The sequence below is a fragment of the Stenotrophomonas riyadhensis genome (genome assembly GCF_040256885.1).
In the GTDB taxonomy this organism is placed as follows: domain Bacteria; phylum Pseudomonadota; class Gammaproteobacteria; order Xanthomonadales; family Xanthomonadaceae; genus Stenotrophomonas; species Stenotrophomonas riyadhensis.
Window position 1 is genome coordinate 4,618,402 of record NZ_CP155568.1, and the last position, 16,599, is coordinate 4,635,000.

The 16,599-nt window shown below is 65.6% G+C and carries 12 protein-coding genes and 2 rRNA genes (1 of these 14 only partly in view); 6 read left to right on the forward strand and 8 right to left on the reverse strand.

Going from position 1 to position 16,599, the window contains the following annotated elements:
• Positions 1 to 15: 15 nt before the first annotated feature.
• Both glyS and glyQ read right to left on the reverse strand, forming a co-directional pair.
• Positions 16 to 2,091, reverse strand: coding sequence for a glycine--tRNA ligase subunit beta (glyS, locus tag SriyCCGPB3_RS21210; protein ID WP_350259703.1), 2,076 nt, complete (start codon positions 2,089 to 2,091; stop codon positions 16 to 18).
• Between the two features lie 71 nt (positions 2,092 to 2,162).
• Positions 2,163 to 3,074 carry a glycine--tRNA ligase subunit alpha gene (gene glyQ / locus SriyCCGPB3_RS21215; protein ID WP_006403404.1) on the reverse strand — a complete coding sequence of 304 codons (912 nt, stop codon included), beginning with the start codon at positions 3,072 to 3,074 and terminating at the stop codon, positions 2,163 to 2,165.
• Positions 3,075 to 3,158: 84 nt separating this feature from the next.
• Here glyQ and SriyCCGPB3_RS21220 point away from each other — a divergent pair, with 84 nt between their 5' ends.
• From SriyCCGPB3_RS21220 to SriyCCGPB3_RS21230, 3 genes are read left to right on the forward strand one after another with little or no spacing between them, the layout of a single operon-like run.
• A complete protein-coding gene (locus SriyCCGPB3_RS21220) occupies positions 3,159 to 4,994 on the forward strand; it encodes a GspE/PulE family protein (RefSeq protein WP_350259704.1) in 1,836 nt (611 codons plus the stop codon).
• Positions 4,966 to 5,712: a glutamine amidotransferase gene (locus SriyCCGPB3_RS21225; RefSeq protein ID WP_094002232.1), complete on the forward strand. Its 747-nt coding sequence runs from the start codon at positions 4,966 to 4,968 to the stop codon at positions 5,710 to 5,712. Before SriyCCGPB3_RS21220 ends, SriyCCGPB3_RS21225 begins: the two co-directional genes overlap by 29 nt.
• 50 nt (positions 5,713 to 5,762) lie before the next feature.
• Complete coding sequence (locus SriyCCGPB3_RS21230) at positions 5,763 to 6,674, forward strand: BPSS1780 family membrane protein (protein ID WP_110714191.1); 912 nt, start codon at positions 5,763 to 5,765, stop codon at positions 6,672 to 6,674.
• An 85-nt stretch (positions 6,675 to 6,759) separates the two neighbouring features.
• Here SriyCCGPB3_RS21230 and tatC read toward each other — a convergent pair whose 3' ends face one another.
• From tatC to SriyCCGPB3_RS21250, 4 genes are all read right to left on the reverse strand, one after another.
• Complete coding sequence (tatC, locus tag SriyCCGPB3_RS21235; RefSeq protein ID WP_110714192.1) at positions 6,760 to 7,509, reverse strand: twin-arginine translocase subunit TatC; 750 nt, start codon at positions 7,507 to 7,509, stop codon at positions 6,760 to 6,762.
• The gene (tatB, locus tag SriyCCGPB3_RS21240; protein WP_350259705.1) at positions 7,506 to 7,964 is read right to left on the reverse strand and encodes a Sec-independent protein translocase protein TatB; all 459 of its coding nucleotides are present in this window, start codon (positions 7,962 to 7,964) and stop codon (positions 7,506 to 7,508) included. Before tatB ends, tatC begins: the two co-directional genes overlap by 4 nt.
• A gap of 15 nt (positions 7,965 to 7,979) precedes the next feature.
• On the reverse strand, positions 7,980 to 8,207 hold the full coding sequence (gene tatA / locus SriyCCGPB3_RS21245) for a Sec-independent protein translocase subunit TatA (RefSeq protein WP_164162418.1): 228 nt from the start codon (positions 8,205 to 8,207) through the stop codon (positions 7,980 to 7,982).
• Between the two features lie 75 nt (positions 8,208 to 8,282).
• On the reverse strand, positions 8,283 to 9,176 hold the full coding sequence (locus SriyCCGPB3_RS21250) for a lipid-binding SYLF domain-containing protein (protein ID WP_110714194.1): 894 nt from the start codon (positions 9,174 to 9,176) through the stop codon (positions 8,283 to 8,285).
• A 165-nt stretch (positions 9,177 to 9,341) separates the two neighbouring features.
• Between SriyCCGPB3_RS21250 and hemH the strand changes: the two genes are divergently transcribed.
• The 3 genes from hemH (at position 9,342) to SriyCCGPB3_RS21265 (ending at position 13,551) form a co-directional block, all read left to right on the forward strand.
• Positions 9,342 to 10,304: a ferrochelatase gene (gene hemH, locus SriyCCGPB3_RS21255; protein ID WP_110714195.1), complete on the forward strand. Its 963-nt coding sequence runs from the start codon at positions 9,342 to 9,344 to the stop codon at positions 10,302 to 10,304.
• Positions 10,301 to 11,155, forward strand: coding sequence for an alpha/beta fold hydrolase (locus tag SriyCCGPB3_RS21260; protein WP_153857053.1), 855 nt, complete (start codon positions 10,301 to 10,303; stop codon positions 11,153 to 11,155). Before hemH ends, SriyCCGPB3_RS21260 begins: the two co-directional genes overlap by 4 nt.
• Positions 11,156 to 11,445: 290 nt before the next feature.
• A complete protein-coding gene (locus tag SriyCCGPB3_RS21265) occupies positions 11,446 to 13,551 on the forward strand; it encodes a methyl-accepting chemotaxis protein (protein WP_164162421.1) in 2,106 nt (701 codons plus the stop codon).
• A 470-nt stretch (positions 13,552 to 14,021) separates the two neighbouring features.
• Here the strand turns inward: SriyCCGPB3_RS21265 and rrf are convergent.
• Together rrf and SriyCCGPB3_RS21275 are read right to left on the reverse strand one after the other, a co-directional pair.
• A 5S ribosomal RNA gene (rrf, locus tag SriyCCGPB3_RS21270) occupies positions 14,022 to 14,136 on the reverse strand.
• Positions 14,137 to 14,261: 125 nt separating this feature from the next.
• Positions 14,262 to 16,599, reverse strand: a 23S ribosomal RNA gene (locus tag SriyCCGPB3_RS21275); it runs 542 nt beyond the window's last position.

Below are 16,599 nucleotides of genomic sequence, written 5' to 3' on the forward strand. Positions count from 1 at the left end.
CTACCGGTACGGGCATCAGCTCGACAGATGCTCGATCGCCGCGACCTTGCCCAGGCGCTCGCCCAGCATGGTCAGCAGCGCCAGGCGGTTGCCGCGCAGCGCCGGATCTTCCGCATTGACCATCACGCCGTCGAAGAACGCGTCGACCTGCGGGCGCAGGCGGGCCAGGCGTGCCAGCACAGCCACGTAGTCCTTGTGCTGCAGGCTGGCGCCGGTGTCGTCGATGGCCGCGGTGACGGCTTCAGCCAGCGCGCGCTCGGCGTCTTCCTGCAGCAGCGCCGGATCGATCTGGGCCGGAATGTCGCCTTCGGCCTTGCGGAGGATGTTGCGGATGCGCTTGTTGGCCGCAGCCAGAGCCTCGGCTTCCGGCAGCGCGGCGAAGGTGCCGATCGCATCCAGGCGGCGGTCGAAGTCGTACAGCGAAGCCGGCTTCAGCTCGGCCACCGCGTTGAAGTGCGTGGCCGGCACGCCCTTGTCGCTGTAGTAGCCCTTCAGGCGGTCGAGGATGAAGTCGTACAGCTCACCGATGTCGGCCTGCACGTTGCGCGCGGCCAGGCCGGCGTTGGCGCTGGTCAGCAGCGCGCGCAGGTCCAGCTCATAGCCGCTTTCGATGATCGTGCGGGCCAGGCCCAGCGCATTGCGGCGCAGGGCGAACGGGTCCTTGTTGCCGGTCGGCTTCAGGCCTGCGGCGAAACCGCCGGCCAGCGTGTCCACGCGTTCAGCAATGGCCAGCACCTTGCCCAGCGGTGACAGCGCGATGTCGTCACCGCCGAAGCGCGGCTGGTAGGCCTCGTCGATGGCCAGCGCCACTTCTTCCGGTTCGCCACCGGCCACGGCGTAGTGGCGGCCGGCGATGCCCTGCAGCTCCGGGAACTCGTTGACCATGCGCGACTGCAGGTCGTTCTTGGCCAGTTCGGCGGCACGCCTGGCCTGCCCGGCGTCGGCACCCACCTGCGGTGCGATCACTTCGGCCAGGGCGGCCACGCGCGCCACCTTGTCGGCCACGCTGCCCAGCTTGGCCTGGTAGGTCACCGTCTTCAGGCCGTCGCCCATCGACACCAGGCCCTGCTTCAGGTCCTCGTCGAAGAAGAACTTGGCATCGGCGAAGCGCGGGCGGATCACGCGCTCGTAGCCCTTGGCCACTTCGGCCACGTCCTTCGATTCGATGTTGGCGATGCCGATGAACTTCTCGGTCAGGGTGCCAGCGGCATCCAGCACCGGGAAGAACTTCTGGTTGATCTCCATCGTCTCGATCAGCGCTTCCTGCGGCACCGCCAGGAACGCACGTTCGAAGCTGCACAGCACTGCAGACGGCCACTCGACCAGGTTCACCACCTGTTCCAGGTTGTCGTCGGTGATGCGGGCGCTGCCACCGGCCCTGGCCGCAGCGGCCTCCACCTCGGCGACGATGCGCGCGCGACGCTCGCTCGGGTCGACCAGCACGAACGCGGCGCGCAGGGCTTCAACATAGTCCTGCGGCTGTGCCAGCGACACGGCCTGGTCGTGGTGGAAACGATGGCCACGGCTGACGCGGCCGGCCTGCAGCCCGAACAGTTCGGCCTCGACCACGTTGGCACCGTGCAGCAGCACCAGCCAATGCGCCGGGCGCGCGAAGCCCCAGGCATGGTCGCCCCAGCGCATCGGCTTGGGAATCGGCATCGCCGCGATCGCCTCGCGCAGGATCTCCGGCAGCAGGCTGGCGGTGCTCGCGCCCGGGGTCACCGCGCGGTGCACGAAGCGCTCACCCTTGTTGTCGGTGGTCTTCTCCAGCGCGGTCCAGTCGATCCCGGCCTTGGCGGCGAAGCCCTGCAGGGCCTTGGTCGGCTGGCCTTCGGCGTCCAGCGCGATGTTCAGGTACGGGCCCAGCACTTCGCTGTGCTGTTCCGGCTGTTCCAGGCCGACACCCGGCAGCAGCACGGCCAGGCGGCGCGGGGTCGACAGTGGACGCGCATCGCCCAGCTCCAGTGCGACGCCGCGCTTGCGCAGGCCGTCGACAACGCCATCGAAGAACGCCTGGGCGAGGCCCGGCAACGCCTTGACCGGCAGCTCCTCGGTGCCCAGTTCGATCAGCAGGGGGGACAGTTGGCTCATCGTTTCAATCCTGTGGTGGGGGCGCAGCGCGCGACGCGTCCGGCGCCCCGGAGTAAGGGGGAGAGCGGCCGTCAGGCCTTCTTCGCGCCCGGGAAGCCCAGCTTCTCGCGCTGCTCGTAGTACGCCTTGGCCACCGCCTGGGCCAGCGCGCGCACGCGCAGGATGTAGCGCTGGCGCTCGGTCACGCTGATCGCGCGGCGTGCATCGAGCAGGTTGAAGGTGTGGCTGGCCTTCATCACCTGCTCGTAGGCCGGCAGCGGCAGGTTCACTTCCACCAGCTTCTGCGCTTCGCGTTCGCAGGCGTCGAAACGGTGGAACATCTCTTCCACGTCGGCGTATTCGAAGTTGTAGGTGCTCTGCTCCACCTCGTTCTGGTGGTAGACGTCGCCGTAGGTCACCGGCTGGCCGTCCGGGCCGTAGGTCCAGACCAGGTCGTAGACGTTGTCGCAGTTCTGCAGGTACATGCACAGGCGCTCGAGACCGTAGGTGATCTCGCCCAGCACCGGGCGGCACTCCAGGCCACCGGCCTGCTGGAAGTAGGTGAACTGGGTCACTTCCATGCCGTTGAGCCAGACTTCCCAGCCCAGGCCCCAGGCGCCCAGCGTCGGCGATTCCCAGTTGTCCTCGACGAAACGCAGGTCGTGCACCAGCGGATCGATGCCCAGTGCCTTCAGCGAATCCAGGTACAGCTGCTGGATGTTGTCCGGCGCCGGCTTCATCGCCACCTGGTACTGGTAGTAGCGCTGCAGGCGGTTCGGGTTCTCGCCGTAGCGGCCGTCGGTCGGGCGGCGCGAGGGCTGCACGTAGGCCGCGTTCCAGCTTTCCGGACCGATCGCACGCAGGAAGGTGGCCGGGTGGAAGGTACCGGCGCCCACCTCCAGGTCGAGCGGCTGGATGAGCACGCAGCCCTGCTGGGCCCAGAACTGGTTCAGGGTCTGGATCAGGCCCTGGAAGGTGATCGGAACGGTCGGGGTCGCGGACATGCGGACGATTCTTGGCCGGCAAAGGGGGTGCGCTAGTATAACGGCCGACCTGCGGGGCATTCCGTACCCGGGAGGAGCAGGCAGATGGAACATCGGCTGCCGGTCGGCACGCCCGGCGAAGCGGGCGGCGTCGCGCTGCCCTGGGGACGGCTGCATTTCGAGCAGATTGCCGCAGCCCTGATTGCCGATGGCCTGGTGGCCGAGCAGGACCGCGAGCGCATGCGCTTTTCCGCGCAGGGCGCGCGCAACGCCAGTGAAGTGCACCCGCTGGTGTTGCTGTCCAACCTCAAGCTGGCCGCCAGCGGCGGTGGCGAACTGACCCTGGAGCACCTCACCGAATGGCTGGCGCAGCGCACCGGCAGCCGCTACCTGCGCATCGACCCGACCCGGGTCGACGTCGCCGCGGTCACCGCGCTGGTCTCCCATGCCTACGCGCGCCGGCATCGCTTCCTGCCGCTGGCAGTGGATGCCGAGCGCGTGCTGGTGGCCACCAGCGAGCCGCTGGTACAGGAATGGCGCCGCGACCTGCAGCACCTGACCCGGCGGCGCATCGAACTGGCGGTGGTCAATCCGCTCGACCTGCACCGCTACACCATGGAGTTCTACGGGGTGACCCGCTCGGTGCGCGGCGCCCGGGGTGACGTGCGCGGCGAAGCCAACACCACCCTGCCCAGCTTCGAGCAGCTGGTGGAGCTGGGCCGCACCGGCGACGTCAATGCCGACGACCAGCACATCGTGCATATCGTCGACTGGCTGCTGCAGTACGCCTATGAACAGCGCGCTTCGGACATCCACCTGGAGCCGCGCCGCGAGATGGGACGCATGCGCTTCCGCATCGACGGCGTGCTGCACAAGGTGTTCGAGGTGCCGCCAGCGGTGATGACCGCCGTGGTCAGCCGCATCAAGGTGCTCGGCCGCATGGACCTGGCCGAGCGCCGGCGCCCGCAGGATGGCCGCATCAAGACCCGTTCGCCGGGCGGCCGCGAGGTCGAGATGCGCCTGTCGACCATGCCTACCGCCTTCGGCGAGAAGTGCGTGATGCGCATCTTCGACCCGGATGCCGCCTTCAAGAGCATCGACCAGCTCGGTTTCAGCCCGCAGGAGGCGGCGGGCTGGAATGCACTGGTCGAGCGCCCGCACGGCATCGTGCTGGTCACCGGCCCGACCGGCTCGGGCAAGACCACCACCCTGTACTCCACGCTGAAGCGGCTGGCCACGCCGGACGTGAACGTGTGCACGGTGGAGGACCCGATCGAGATGATCGCGCCCGAGTTCAACCAGATGCAGGTGCAGACCAACATCGACCTGGACTTCGCCAGCGGCGTGCGCACCCTGCTGCGGCAGGACCCGGATATCATCATGATCGGCGAGATCCGCGACCTGGAAACCGCGCAGATGGCGGTGCAGGCCTCGCTGACCGGCCATCTGGTGCTGTCCACCCTGCATACCAACGATGCGCCCTCGGCGGTCACCCGCCTGCTCGACCTCGGCGTGCCGCACTACCTGCTGGCCAGCACCCTCAACGGCATCCTCGCCCAGCGCCTGGTGCGCACGCTGTGCCCGCACTGCAAGCAGCCACACCGCCTCGGCGCCGCCGATTGGGCGGTGCTGGCTGATAGCCATGCCGCATATCCAGATGCCGCCACGCCCTGTCGGCCGGTCGGTTGCCTGGAGTGCCGGCGCACCGGATTCCTCGGCCGCATCGGCCTGTATGAGTTGCTGCCATTGGGCTCGCGGCTGCGCGGGCAGATCCGCGCCGACATGGATCTGGCCGGTTTCACCCGTGCCGCGCGGGCTGAAGGGCTGCGAACCCTGCGTCAGGCCGGGCTTGAAAAGGTGGCGCAGGGGCTGACTACAATCGAGGAAGTCCTGTCAGTCCTGCCGCCCCCGGATGAACCCAGCCCCGTTCCTGATCCTTGAAACCGGCCGACCGGTGCCGTCGCTGCGCCGCTACGGGCGCTTTCCGCACTGGATCCGCGTCGCCGCCGGGCTGGAAGAGCACGAGACGGTGGTGGTCGATGTCGAACACGGGGATGCCCTGCCCGACCCGCATGGCTTCGCTGGCGTGCTGGTGACCGGCTCGGCCGCCTTCGTCACCGACCACGCCGAATGGAGTGAGCGCAGCGCCGCATGGCTGCGCCAGACCGCGCACGACGACCTGCCCGTGTTCGGCATCTGCTACGGCCACCAGCTGCTGGCGCACGCGCTGGGTGGCGAGGTGGCCTACAACCCGGCTGGCCGCGAGTCCGGCACGATCGAGCTGGAACTGCAGCCGCAGGCCGCGCAGGACCCGCTGTTCCAGGGCCTGCCGCAGCATTTCGCCGCCCATGCCACCCACCTGCAGACCGTGCTGCGCGCGCCGGAAGGTGCCGAAGTGCTGGCACGCTCGCCGCTGGACGGCTGCCACGCCTTCCGCTGGGGCCGCCAGGCGTGGGGCGTGCAGTTCCATCCGGAATTCGCCACCCACCACATGCGCGGCTACGTGCGCGCCCGCGCCGACTGCATCGGCCGCCACGGCGGCTGCGCCCGCAGCATCGAGCGCGCGGTCAGCGCCGCACCGCTGGCCCGCCAGCTGTTGCGCCGCTTCGTCCGCCAGGCGCGGCTGTCTTCAGCCCAGCCGGTGGCAAAACAGGGATAATCGGCGGCACGGGCAGCCGCCCGGCCCCCTCCTGTCCTTCCCGGATGTCCATGAAAGAGATTCGCAAGCTGCCGGCCTCGGCGGGCGCCCAGTGGTTGCTGGATACGTTCTCCCTGTACCGGCGTGCGCCGCTGCAGCTGGCCCGGATCGGCCTGACCTGGCTGCTGGTGAGCTGGGTGGTGACCCTGCTGTCGACCTTGATTCCCGGCGCCGCCGGCATGGCCGTGCAGCTGATGACCCTGGCCATTTCGCCGATCATGTTCGGCGGCATGCTGTACGCCGTGGGCGAGATCGACGAAGGCCGCCCGGGCCTGGCCTCGCACCTGCTGCAGCCGATCCGCGACCACCGCGTCAGCCACCTGCTGGTGCCGCTGGCGATACAGGTGCTGGCGGTCCTGCTGCTGGGCGCGCTGTTGTTCATGATGATCGGCCGCGAGGGCTTCACCGCCTTCAGCGAGGTCATGACCAAGATGGAAGAGATCAGCCGCAGTGGCCAGCAGATCAAGCCGGATGATGCGGCCGCACTGGTCGCCAACCTGCCGGCCAAGCGCATCGCGCTGTGGATGCTGCTGGTGTTCCTGAGCGCGGTGGCGCTGTCGCTGGCGATGTTCACCCAGCCGGCGCTGGTGGTGTTCGACAAGCAGAGCGGCATGCATGCGCTGCGCCTGAGCCTGCAGGGCTGCATCGAGAACATCGGCGCGATGTTCGTGTTCGCCGTACTCGGCCTGATCGCCGCGTTCTGCATGTACATCCTGTTCGTGATCGTGATCCAGATCGCGATGCTGATCGGTGGCCCGCTGGCCGCCGCCTTCATCGCCCAGCTGGTGCTGACCACGGTGCTGATGCCGCTGTATGTCGGCGCGGTCTACGCCGCATGGAAGCAGATGTTCGTGCACCGCGGCAGCCGCGCCGCACCGCCGATCCCGACCACGCCGACCTCGAGCGACGTGTTCCACGCCTGACGGAAAAGGGGACGGAGGGGATTAAGTCGTTAGCTGCACACACTGGGCATGAACGACTTAATCCCCTCCGTCCCCTTTTTTTCTTTCAGGCGGCGGGTTTTTTCACTACCGACGACGGCACCAGCCAGCGTGCGGCGTGGATGCCCAGCTCGTAGAGCAGGCACATCGGAATCGCCAGCATCAGCTGCGAGACCACGTCCGGCGGGGTCAGCACTGCGGCCACCACGAAGATGCCGACGATTGCGTAACCGCGGCCTTCCTTGAACTGCTGCGGCGTCACCCAGCCCAGCAGCACCAGGATCACCATTGCCACCGGCAGTTCGAAGCTGCCGCCGAAGGCAAAGAAGATCGCCAGCACGAAATCCAGGTAGGCATTCGCATCCGGGGTGATCGCGATCACGTCCGGGCTGAAGGTGGTGAGGAAGTGGAACACCGCCGGCAGCACCAGGAAGTAGGCAAAGGCACAGCCGGTGTAGAACAGCAGCACCGAGGACACCAGCAACGGCACCGCCAGGCGCTTCTCGCGCGCATACAGGCCGGGCGCGACGAAGGCCCACAGCTGGTACAGCAGCCACGGCACCGCCACGAACAGGGCCACGAAGAAAGTCAGCTTCAGCGGTGCGAAGAAGGCACCGGCCGGATTGGTGGCGATCATCGTCTGCCCGTTCGGCAGCTGCGAGACCAGCGGTTCGGCCAGTGCGTTGTAGAGCTTCTGGGTAAACGGCAGCAGGCCCAGCAACACCACGCCCAGTCCCAGCAATGCGCGTACCAGGCGGCCACGCAGTTCCACCAGATGCTCAACCAGCGAGCTTTCGCCGAAATCCTGTTCACTCATGGCTGGCGCTCCGTGCTCTGCGGCGGCGTCGCACCGGCTTCAGGGGGTGTTGCCGGCGCCGGCTCGGGAGCAGCGCTCTCCTGTACGGGCACATCGACGTCGGGCGCGGTGCTCATGTGTGGCGGAAGATCCGCGGGCGCCGGCGCGCGTACTTCCTGCACCAGGTCATCACCCTGCTGCTGCGCCTGCTGGGCTTCGCGACGGATCGCTTCGCCGCTGGCACGCAGCTGGTTCTCGGTGTCCTGCATGCCCTGGCGCACGTCCTGCATCTGCCGTTTGATCTCTTCGGCCTGCAGTTCGCGTTCCAGTTCCTGTTTCACCGAATCCCACTGATTGCGGGCGCGTCGCACCCACAGGCCAGCGAAGCGGGCCGCCTTGGGCAGGCGCTCGGGACCAAGCACCACCAGGGCGACCACCGCGATCACCAGCAGTTCGCTGAAGCCGATATCAAACACCGCGACCGCTCCGGATCAGCGAGGGGTGCGGTCGTGCTCGTCCTGCGCGGCACGCGAGGCGTCCTGGCTGCGCGACTCGTCGCCCAGTTGCGCGTTCGGCTTGTCCTCGTCGCGCATGCCCTTCTTGAATTCCTTGACCGCCGAACCGAGATCCTTGGCACCACTGGTCAGGCGCTTGGTGCCGAACACCAGCAGGACGATGGCCAGCACGACCAACCAATGCCAGATGCTGAAACTGCCCATAAAGACGCTCGTTACGTTAGTGATCAGGCTGTCGAGCATAGCGCACCGGGTGTTAGCCGGCGCGCGTGACGAAAGTCAGTTTCCGCCCAGCGTTTCCGTGCGGATCTCGCCGTCGTTGACCGGCTGGAAGCCCTGCTGCTGCTGCGGCGGGTTCTGCGGCACGTTCTGCAGCGGCGCCGTGGTAGCTTCAGCGGGGGCGGCCGGCGCTGCCTGAACAGGCGCCGGAGCTGCCGCCGGGGCCGCTGCCGGGCGCGGCGCGTTGCCACCGTTCCCGTTGCGGTTGTTGCGGGCGGCGTAGGTGGCCTCTTCCAGGCGGTCGCGGAACGCGACCACATCCATCGACGGCGAACCGGCGGCACGGCCTTCAAAGATCATGCGCGGCGTAGTGTTGCTGCCGTAGGCGTCAAGGTTGGCGGCATCATCGATCTGCAGCACCGCACCATCGAGGGCGACGCCCGCAAACAGGCCGCGCGCGCGCGACCAGGACCAGATCTCGGCCTTCAGCTGGCCGTCGGTGGCCGCGGCGGCGTTGCGGCCGACCGGACCGGCGGCAACGCCTGCGTCGGCGCCCAGCGTGAACTTGCCGTTGACCAGGTTGTCCAGGCTGCGGTCGTTGCGGAACACCAGCACTACGTCGGAAGACTGCACGCCGGCCTGGAAGCCGATGCTGCCACCGGTCAGCTTGACGAATACCGGGCTGGACCACGCGCCATTGGGCATGCGCACCGACATCAGGCCGTGGCCCCGACGGCCACCAATGACCAGACCGGCCTTGATCGTGTCGGGAATGACGATGACCGCGCGGCCTTCGTCGAGCAACTTGTCCGGAATGCCCTGTTCAGGGATTTCCTGGATTTCAGCCAGCACGCGCACGGCATTGCGCGCACGCTGGTCTTCCTGCGGTCCGGCCATGGCCTGGCTGGACAGCAGGCTGGCGGCGATCAGCAGGGCTTGGATCGGGCGACGCATGGCAGGCTCCAGAAGTCAGTCCATAGGAAGATATAGCAAGTGACTGAAATTAGTAGTGTTGTCATGAATCCCCAATGAGCGTTCCCTGCTCACATTGATGCGCGCTATGCCAGCAATCCGAACCCTGCATCCCGGCGCGGCACCGGATCGGCGACAATACCGCTTATGCTCGACGCACCCGATACCGCCGTGCTGGCGGTCAACCTAGGCACGCCCGAGACGCCGACGGCTCCCGCCGTACGCCGTTACCTGGCTGAATTCCTGTCCGACCCCCGCGTGGTCTCGATCCCGGCACTGCTGTGGCAGCCGTTGCTGCGCGGGCTGATCCTGCCGCTGCGCAGCAGCCGTTCAGCGGCCAAGTACGCCCAGGTCTGGCTGCCGGAGGGCTCACCGCTGATGGTGCATACGCGTCAGCTGGCGCAGGCCATGCAGGCCCTGCTGCCGACCCTGAAAGTGCGCCACGCGATGCGCTACGGCAAACCGGCCCTGGCCAGCGAGCTCGACCGCCTGGCCGCCGAAGGCGCGCGCCGCATCGTGGTGCTGCCGTTGTATCCGCAGTACTCCACCACCACCACCGCCTCGGTCGAAGACCGTGTTGATGCCTGGCAGCGCCGCAATCCTGGCGTCACCGTCAGCCTGGTGCGCGACTATTCGGTCGACCCGGGCTGGGTCGAGGCCGCGGCCGGTTCCATCCAGCGTTACTGGGAACAGCACGGCCGTGGCCAGAAACTGATGTTCTCCTTTCATGGCATTCCGCAGCGCCTGGCTGATGGGGGCGATCCGTATCCGCAGCGCTGCGAAGCCAGCGCACAGGCCATCGCCAACGCGCTGGGCCTGGGCAGGGACGAGTGGCAGATGGGCTACCAGTCGCGCTTCGGCCGCGAGCGCTGGCTGCAGCCGTATGCCGAGCCGAGCCTGTGGGCGCTGGCCGAATCCGGCGTGAAGCAGATCGACGTGGTCTGCCCCGGCTTCGCCACCGACTGTCTGGAAACGCTGGAAGAAGTGGCACTGGGCTTCACCGAAACACTGGCCGAGCGCGGCGCGACGATGCGTTACATCCCCTGCCTCAACGCCGAACCGGAGCACGCACGTGCGCTTGCGCGGCTGGCCGTGGCCTCGCTGGCATGAGTCTGCAACCGTTTGAGCTGGAGGTCGCTGGCGCGCGCGTCGCCGGTCTGCGCAACCACGCCGACGGCCCGCGCGTGCTGGCCCTGCATGGCTGGCTCGACAACGCGGCCAGCTTCGTGCCGCTTGCGCCGCACCTGTCGTCGTTGCAGCTGGTGGCCATCGATCTGCCCGGCCACGGTCACAGCGCACATCTGCCGGCCGGTGCCAGCTACACCACGGCCGCCGCCATCTGCCACGTGCTCGATGTGGCCGATGCACTGGGCTGGGACCGTTTCAGCCTGCTCGGCCATTCAATGGGCGCCGGCATCGCCAGCCTCACCGCCTCGGTCAGTGATCGCGTCGAGCGCCTGGTGGCGATCGAAGCACTCGGCGGCCTGCGTGGTCCCGAGGAAGAAACCGCCAACCGCCTGCGCGAGCATGTGAATGCCACGCGCGCACTGGCACGCAAGCAGCTGCGCGTGTTTCCCGATCTGGCCGCACCCATCCGTGCGCGGATGATGACCAACCAGCTCAGCGAAGGCTGCGCACGCCTGCTGGTCGAGCGTGGCGTGGAACCGGTTGAAGGCGGCTACCGCTGGTGCAGCGATCCACGCCTGATGCTGCCCACCGCGATCCGCCTCAGTGAAGGCCAGATCGACAACCTGCTGCAGGCCATCGCCTGCCCGACACAGGTGATCTATGCCACGCCGGCGCAGTCCTATTATCCCGAGCCGATGCGCAGCGATCGCCTGCAGCACCTGCGTGATGGACGGCTGGCGGTGTTTCCCGGCAATCATCACCTGCACATGGAAGACCCGCAACAGATCGCGGGCGTGATCCTGCACTTCTTCAGCAACGGCAACGCGGGCTGAGCAAAGGTATCCGCGCGCTTCACTCCGCGCGTTTGCGGCCGATACATCAGTTGCGGGCCCCTGCGTCCGCAGCACGCAGGTCCGGTCGGACCTGCGGCGTGTGTCTGGTCCTGCAAGGAAGTCCGCATGCCTGCTCCATCGCACCGTCACCCACAGGATGTGGTCACGGTGCCCCGTCTCCGCGACGTTGATTGCGTCGCATTCCCCGAATTCCCGGTCCCTGCCCTGGCCACGCGCTCATGCGTGCGTCACCGCGTGGCCGCTGTCGTCTGCTGATCCAGGAGTCGCCGATGTCCGCTGCATCCTCCCGTCCCCCCGATACCGTTCGCCTGCCGCATCTGCAGCAGCTCGCTCACCGCGCTGACCGTCGACTGCTGATCGGCAGTGCGGCGTTGGCTATGGCTGGCCTGGTGCTGGCCCTGCGTGGGCCCCACGTACCGGGCGCCGCGTTGGCGGCGGCCGCCGTGCTGCCCGCCCTCTGGCTCGCCGGTCCACAGGCGGGCCGCAGCATCGCCCGCAACGGCCTGGCGTTGCTGCTGTCGCTGCAGTTGGCATTGCTGTGCGCGATCGTCGGCCTGTCGCCAGCGTTGCCGATCGCGTTGCTGCTGGGCGTGCTGCTCAGCCACCGCGATCGCCTGCCGGTATGGCTGGCCGGTGGTGTTGGCACCCTCGCCCTGCTGGTACCGCTGCTGCACGGCGCAGCCGTGGGACCGACGTTGCTGCAGGCCGGCCTGTTCGCCAGCCTGACCGTGTTCCTCGGCCAGGTCGCGCTGCGCCTGCGCCAGCAGACCGAGGCGCTTGGCCACGGCCCGCGCCGCCTGGCGGCACTGGCGCGCGATATCGCTACGGGCACCGATCTGAGCGCACATGCAGATACCGCGGCCTATGCACCCGGTTCGCTGGCCCATGCGCTGGCCGATACCGCCCGCCACGTACAGGCGCAGCGTGGGCGCGAGGCTGAAGCGCATGCCGAGAATGCGCAGATCCGCCAGGCGCTCGATGCCTCGCGCACCGCGATGATGATTGCCGACAACGACCACGTGATCCGTTACGTGAACCGCTCGGTGGTGGCCCTGCTGCGCAACCAGCAGGCAACACTGCGCCAGGCCTTCCCCGACTTCGATGCCGAGCGCCTGGTGGGCAGCAGCATCCACCGCTTCCACGCCAACCCGGACCGCATCCGCGCGATCCTCAACGGCCTGCAGGTCACCCACAACGGCAAGGTGCAGATCGGCCCGGTGCACTTCGCACAGGTGGTCACGCCGGTGTTCGATGCGCAGGGCCTGCGCCTCGGTTTCGCCGTGGAATGGCATGACCGGACGCATGAACTGTCGCTTGAGAACGCAGTGGCCGGCATTGTTGCCGCCGCTGCCGCCGGCGATCTCGACCAGCGTCTGCAGGCGAGCGAAGGTGCGAGCTTCCTGGATGGACTGACCGGTGGCATCAACCAGCTGCTGGATACGCTGGGCGGCACTGTCGACGAGGTGCGGCAGATGCTTTCCGCCTTGGCCAATGGCGATCTGGACCGGCGCATGCACGGCGAGTATCACGGCGCCTTCGCCGCGATCCAGCGCGATGCGAATGCCACGGCCGGCCAGCTGGCGCGCATGGTCGGGCGCATCCAGCAATGTGCGGCCTCGATCAGTACCGCGGCCAGCGAGATCGCCGCCGGCAATGGCGCACTGTCCGAACGCAGTGAACGCCAGGCCGCGCATCTGCAGGAGACTGCTGCATCGATGGAGGAGCTGACCTCCACCGTGCGCCAGAACGCCGCTCATGCCCGCCAGGCCAGTGAGCTGGCGGCGTCTACGCAGAGCGCGGCGAGTGACGGCAACACCGCCATGCAGCGCGTGGTCGATACCATGCAGGCAATTGAAGGTGCATCGAAGCGCATCGGCGATATCACCGGCGTGATCGACGGCATCGCCTTCCAGACCAATATCCTGGCGTTGAACGCAGCGGTGGAAGCCGCCCGCGCCGGCGAGCAGGGCCGTGGCTTCGCCGTGGTGGCCAGCGAAGTGCGCGTTCTGGCGCAGCGGTCAGCCGCCGCCGCGCAGGAGATCAAGAAGCTGATCGACGAAGCCGGACGCCAGGTCGGTGAAGGCGCACAGCTGGTGGCCGACGCTGGTCTGCGCATGCAGGGCATTGCCGGTGGTGTGGAGAACGTCAGTCACCTGATGCGCGAGATCTCGGCGGCCTCGCAGGAGCAGTCGATCGGCATCGAGCAGATCAACCAGACCGTGGTGCAGATGGACCAGGCCACGCAGCAGAACGCGGCATTGGTGGAAGAAGCAACCGCAGCAGCACGCGAGCTGCAGAGCCAGGCCGGGACATTGACCGAAGCGGTCTCGGTCTTCCGCCAGCAGGCACCGCACGAGGTCTCGCGGGCCGCCTGATCCGGGCCTTCAATTCGATCCTGATCAGAACGGCGCCCGCAGGGCGCCGTTTTTTTGCCTGCTTTTGCGTGATGGGTCAGAAAAAGACCGCTTCCAGGCCTTCCGTGGGTCGCGGCCAACCTTGGCTGGCACCGCATCCACGCACGGCATGGATCTGCGGGTAGTGCCGGCCTCTGGCCGGCAACCGCAGCCGCGTGCACTGTCTGGGCCCGCTGCCGGGGTTGGCACCGCTCTTCGCAGGGACAGCCCATCCACGCACAGCGTGGATCTACTGTGGGTCCGCATGCCCTCGGTAGACGCCAACCTTGGTTGGCGCTCTGGCTGCCCGCGGAGAATATCCACACACGACGTGAATCTACCGGGTTGTTGGTGTACAGCCACGGGGGTGCCGGCCGCCGGCCGGCACGACCCGCATTTTCTGCGCACAAAGAAAAACCCCGCTGCGTAAGCAGCGGGGTTTTGGGTGTAAACCCTGGCGATGACCTACTCTCGCATGGCTTGAGCCACACTACCATCGGCGCAGCTGCGTTTCACTTCCGAGTTCGGGATGGGATCGGGTGGTTCCACAGCGCTAATTTCACCAGGGAGGCTTTTGGAGAGTCGCACTCGTCCCGGGGGACAAGGCGCCAGCCTCGCATAGTTCTTGTGACGTAGCGTGCACTTGGATGCTCTTACGACGTTGTCGTAAAGCCAAGGCAACTTGAGGTTATATGGTCAAGCCTCTCGGATCATTAGTATCAGTTAGCTCAATACATTGCTGTACTTACACACCTGACCTATCAACCACGTAGTCTACATGGTTCCTTCAGGGGGCTTGTGCCCCGGGAGATCTCATCTTGAGGCGCGCTTCCCGCTTAGATGCTTTCAGCGGTTATCGCTTCCGAACATAGCTACCCGGCAATGCCACTGGCGTGACAACCGGAACACCAGAGGTTCGTCCACTCCGGTCCTCTCGTACTAGGAGCAGCCCCTCTCAAATCTCCAACGCCCATGGCAGATAGGGACCGAACTGTCTCACGACGTTCTGAACCCAGCTCGCGTACCACTTTAAATGGCGAACAGCCATACCCTTGGGACCGACTACAGCCCCAGGATGTGATGAGCCGACATCGAGGTGCCAAACACCGCCGTCGATATGAACTCTTGGGCGGTATCAGCCTGTTATCCCCGGAGTACCTTTTATCCGTTGAGCGATGGCCCTTCCATACAGAACCACCGGATCACTAAGTCCTAGTTTCCTACCTGCTTGATCCGTCGATCTTGCAGTCAAGCACGCTTATGCCTTTGCACACAGTGCGCGATGTCCGACCGCGCTGAGCGTACCTTCGAGCTCCTCCGTTACTCTTTAGGAGGAGACCGCCCCAGTCAAACTACCCACCATACACGGTCCCCGACCCAGATAATGGGCCCAGGTTAGAACGTCAAGCACGACAGGGTGGTATTTCAAGGATGGCTCCACTGCAGCTAGCGCCACAGTTTCATAGCCTCCCACCTATCCTACACAGACGAACTCAACGTTCAGTGTAAAGCTATAGTAAAGGTTCACGGGGTCTTTCCGTCTTGCCACGGGAACGCTGCATCTTCACAGCGATTTCAATTTCACTGAGTCTCGGGTGGAGACAGCGCCGCTGTCGTTACGCCATTCGTGCAGGTCGGAACTTACCCGACAAGGAATTTCGCTACCTTAGGACCGTTATAGTTACGGCCGCCGTTTACTGGGGCTTCGATCAAGAGCTTCGCCTTGCGGCTGACCCCATCAATTAACCTTCCAGCACCGGGCAGGCGTCACACCCTATACGTCCACTTTCGTGTTTGCAGAGTGCTGTGTTTTTGATAAACAGTCGCAGCGGCCTGGTTACTGCGACCCTCTTCAGCTATAGCTCGCACGAGCCACCAAAAAGGGTGCACCTTCTCCCGAAGTTACGGTGCCATGTTGCCTAGTTCCTTCACCCGAGTTCTCTCAAGCGCCTGAGAATTCTCATCCTACCCACCTGTGTCGGTTTACGGTACGGTCTGCGTAAGCTGAAGCTTAGGAGCTTTTCCTGGAAGCGTGGTATCAGTGACTTCGCCATAAAGGCTCGTCTCGGTGCTCGGTCTTAAAGGATCCCGGATTTGCCAAAGATCCAAACCTACCGCCTTTCCCCAGGACAACCAACGCCTGGTACACCTAACCTTCTCCGTCCCTCCATCGCACTTACGCGAGGTGCAGGAATATTAACCTGCTTCCCATCGACTACGACTTTCGTCCTCGCCTTAGGGGCCGACTCACCCTGCGCCGATTAACGTTGCGCAAGGAAACCTTGGGCTTTCGGCGTGCGGGTTTTTCACCCGCATTATCGTTACTCATGTCAGCATTCGCACTTCCGATACCTCCAGCAGACTTCTCAATCCACCTTCAACGGCTTACGGAACGCTCCTCTACCGCGCATAACAAAGTTATGCACCCCAAGCTTCGGTTCACTGCTTAGCCCCGTTAAATCTTCCCCGCAGACCGACTCGACCAGTGAGCTATTACGCTTTCTTTAAAGGGTGGCTGCTTCTAAGCCAACCTCCTGGCTGTCTGTGCCTTTCCACATGGTTTTCCACTTAGCAGTGAATTTGGGACCTTAGCTGTGGGTCTGGGTTGTTTCCCTTTTCACGACGGACGTTAGCACCCGCCGTGTGTCTCCCATACAGTCCGTCTCGGTATTCGGAGTTTGCAATGGTTTGGTAAGTCGCGATGACCCCCTAGCCATAACAGTGCTCTACCCCCGAGAGGATACATATGAGGCGCTACCTAAATAGCTTTCGAGGAGAACCAGCTATCTCCGGGTTCGATTAGCTTTTCACTCCTAATCACACCTCATCCCCTACCTTTGCAACGGGAGTGGGTTCGGGCCTCCAGTGCGTGTTACCGCACCTTCACCCTGGGCATGACTAGATCACCCGGTTTCGGGTCTACTGCCCGCGACTATGCGCCCTTATCAGACTCGGTTTCCCTTCGCCTCCCCTATACGGTTAAGCTTGCCACGAACAGTAAGTCGCTGACCCATTATACAAAAGGTACGC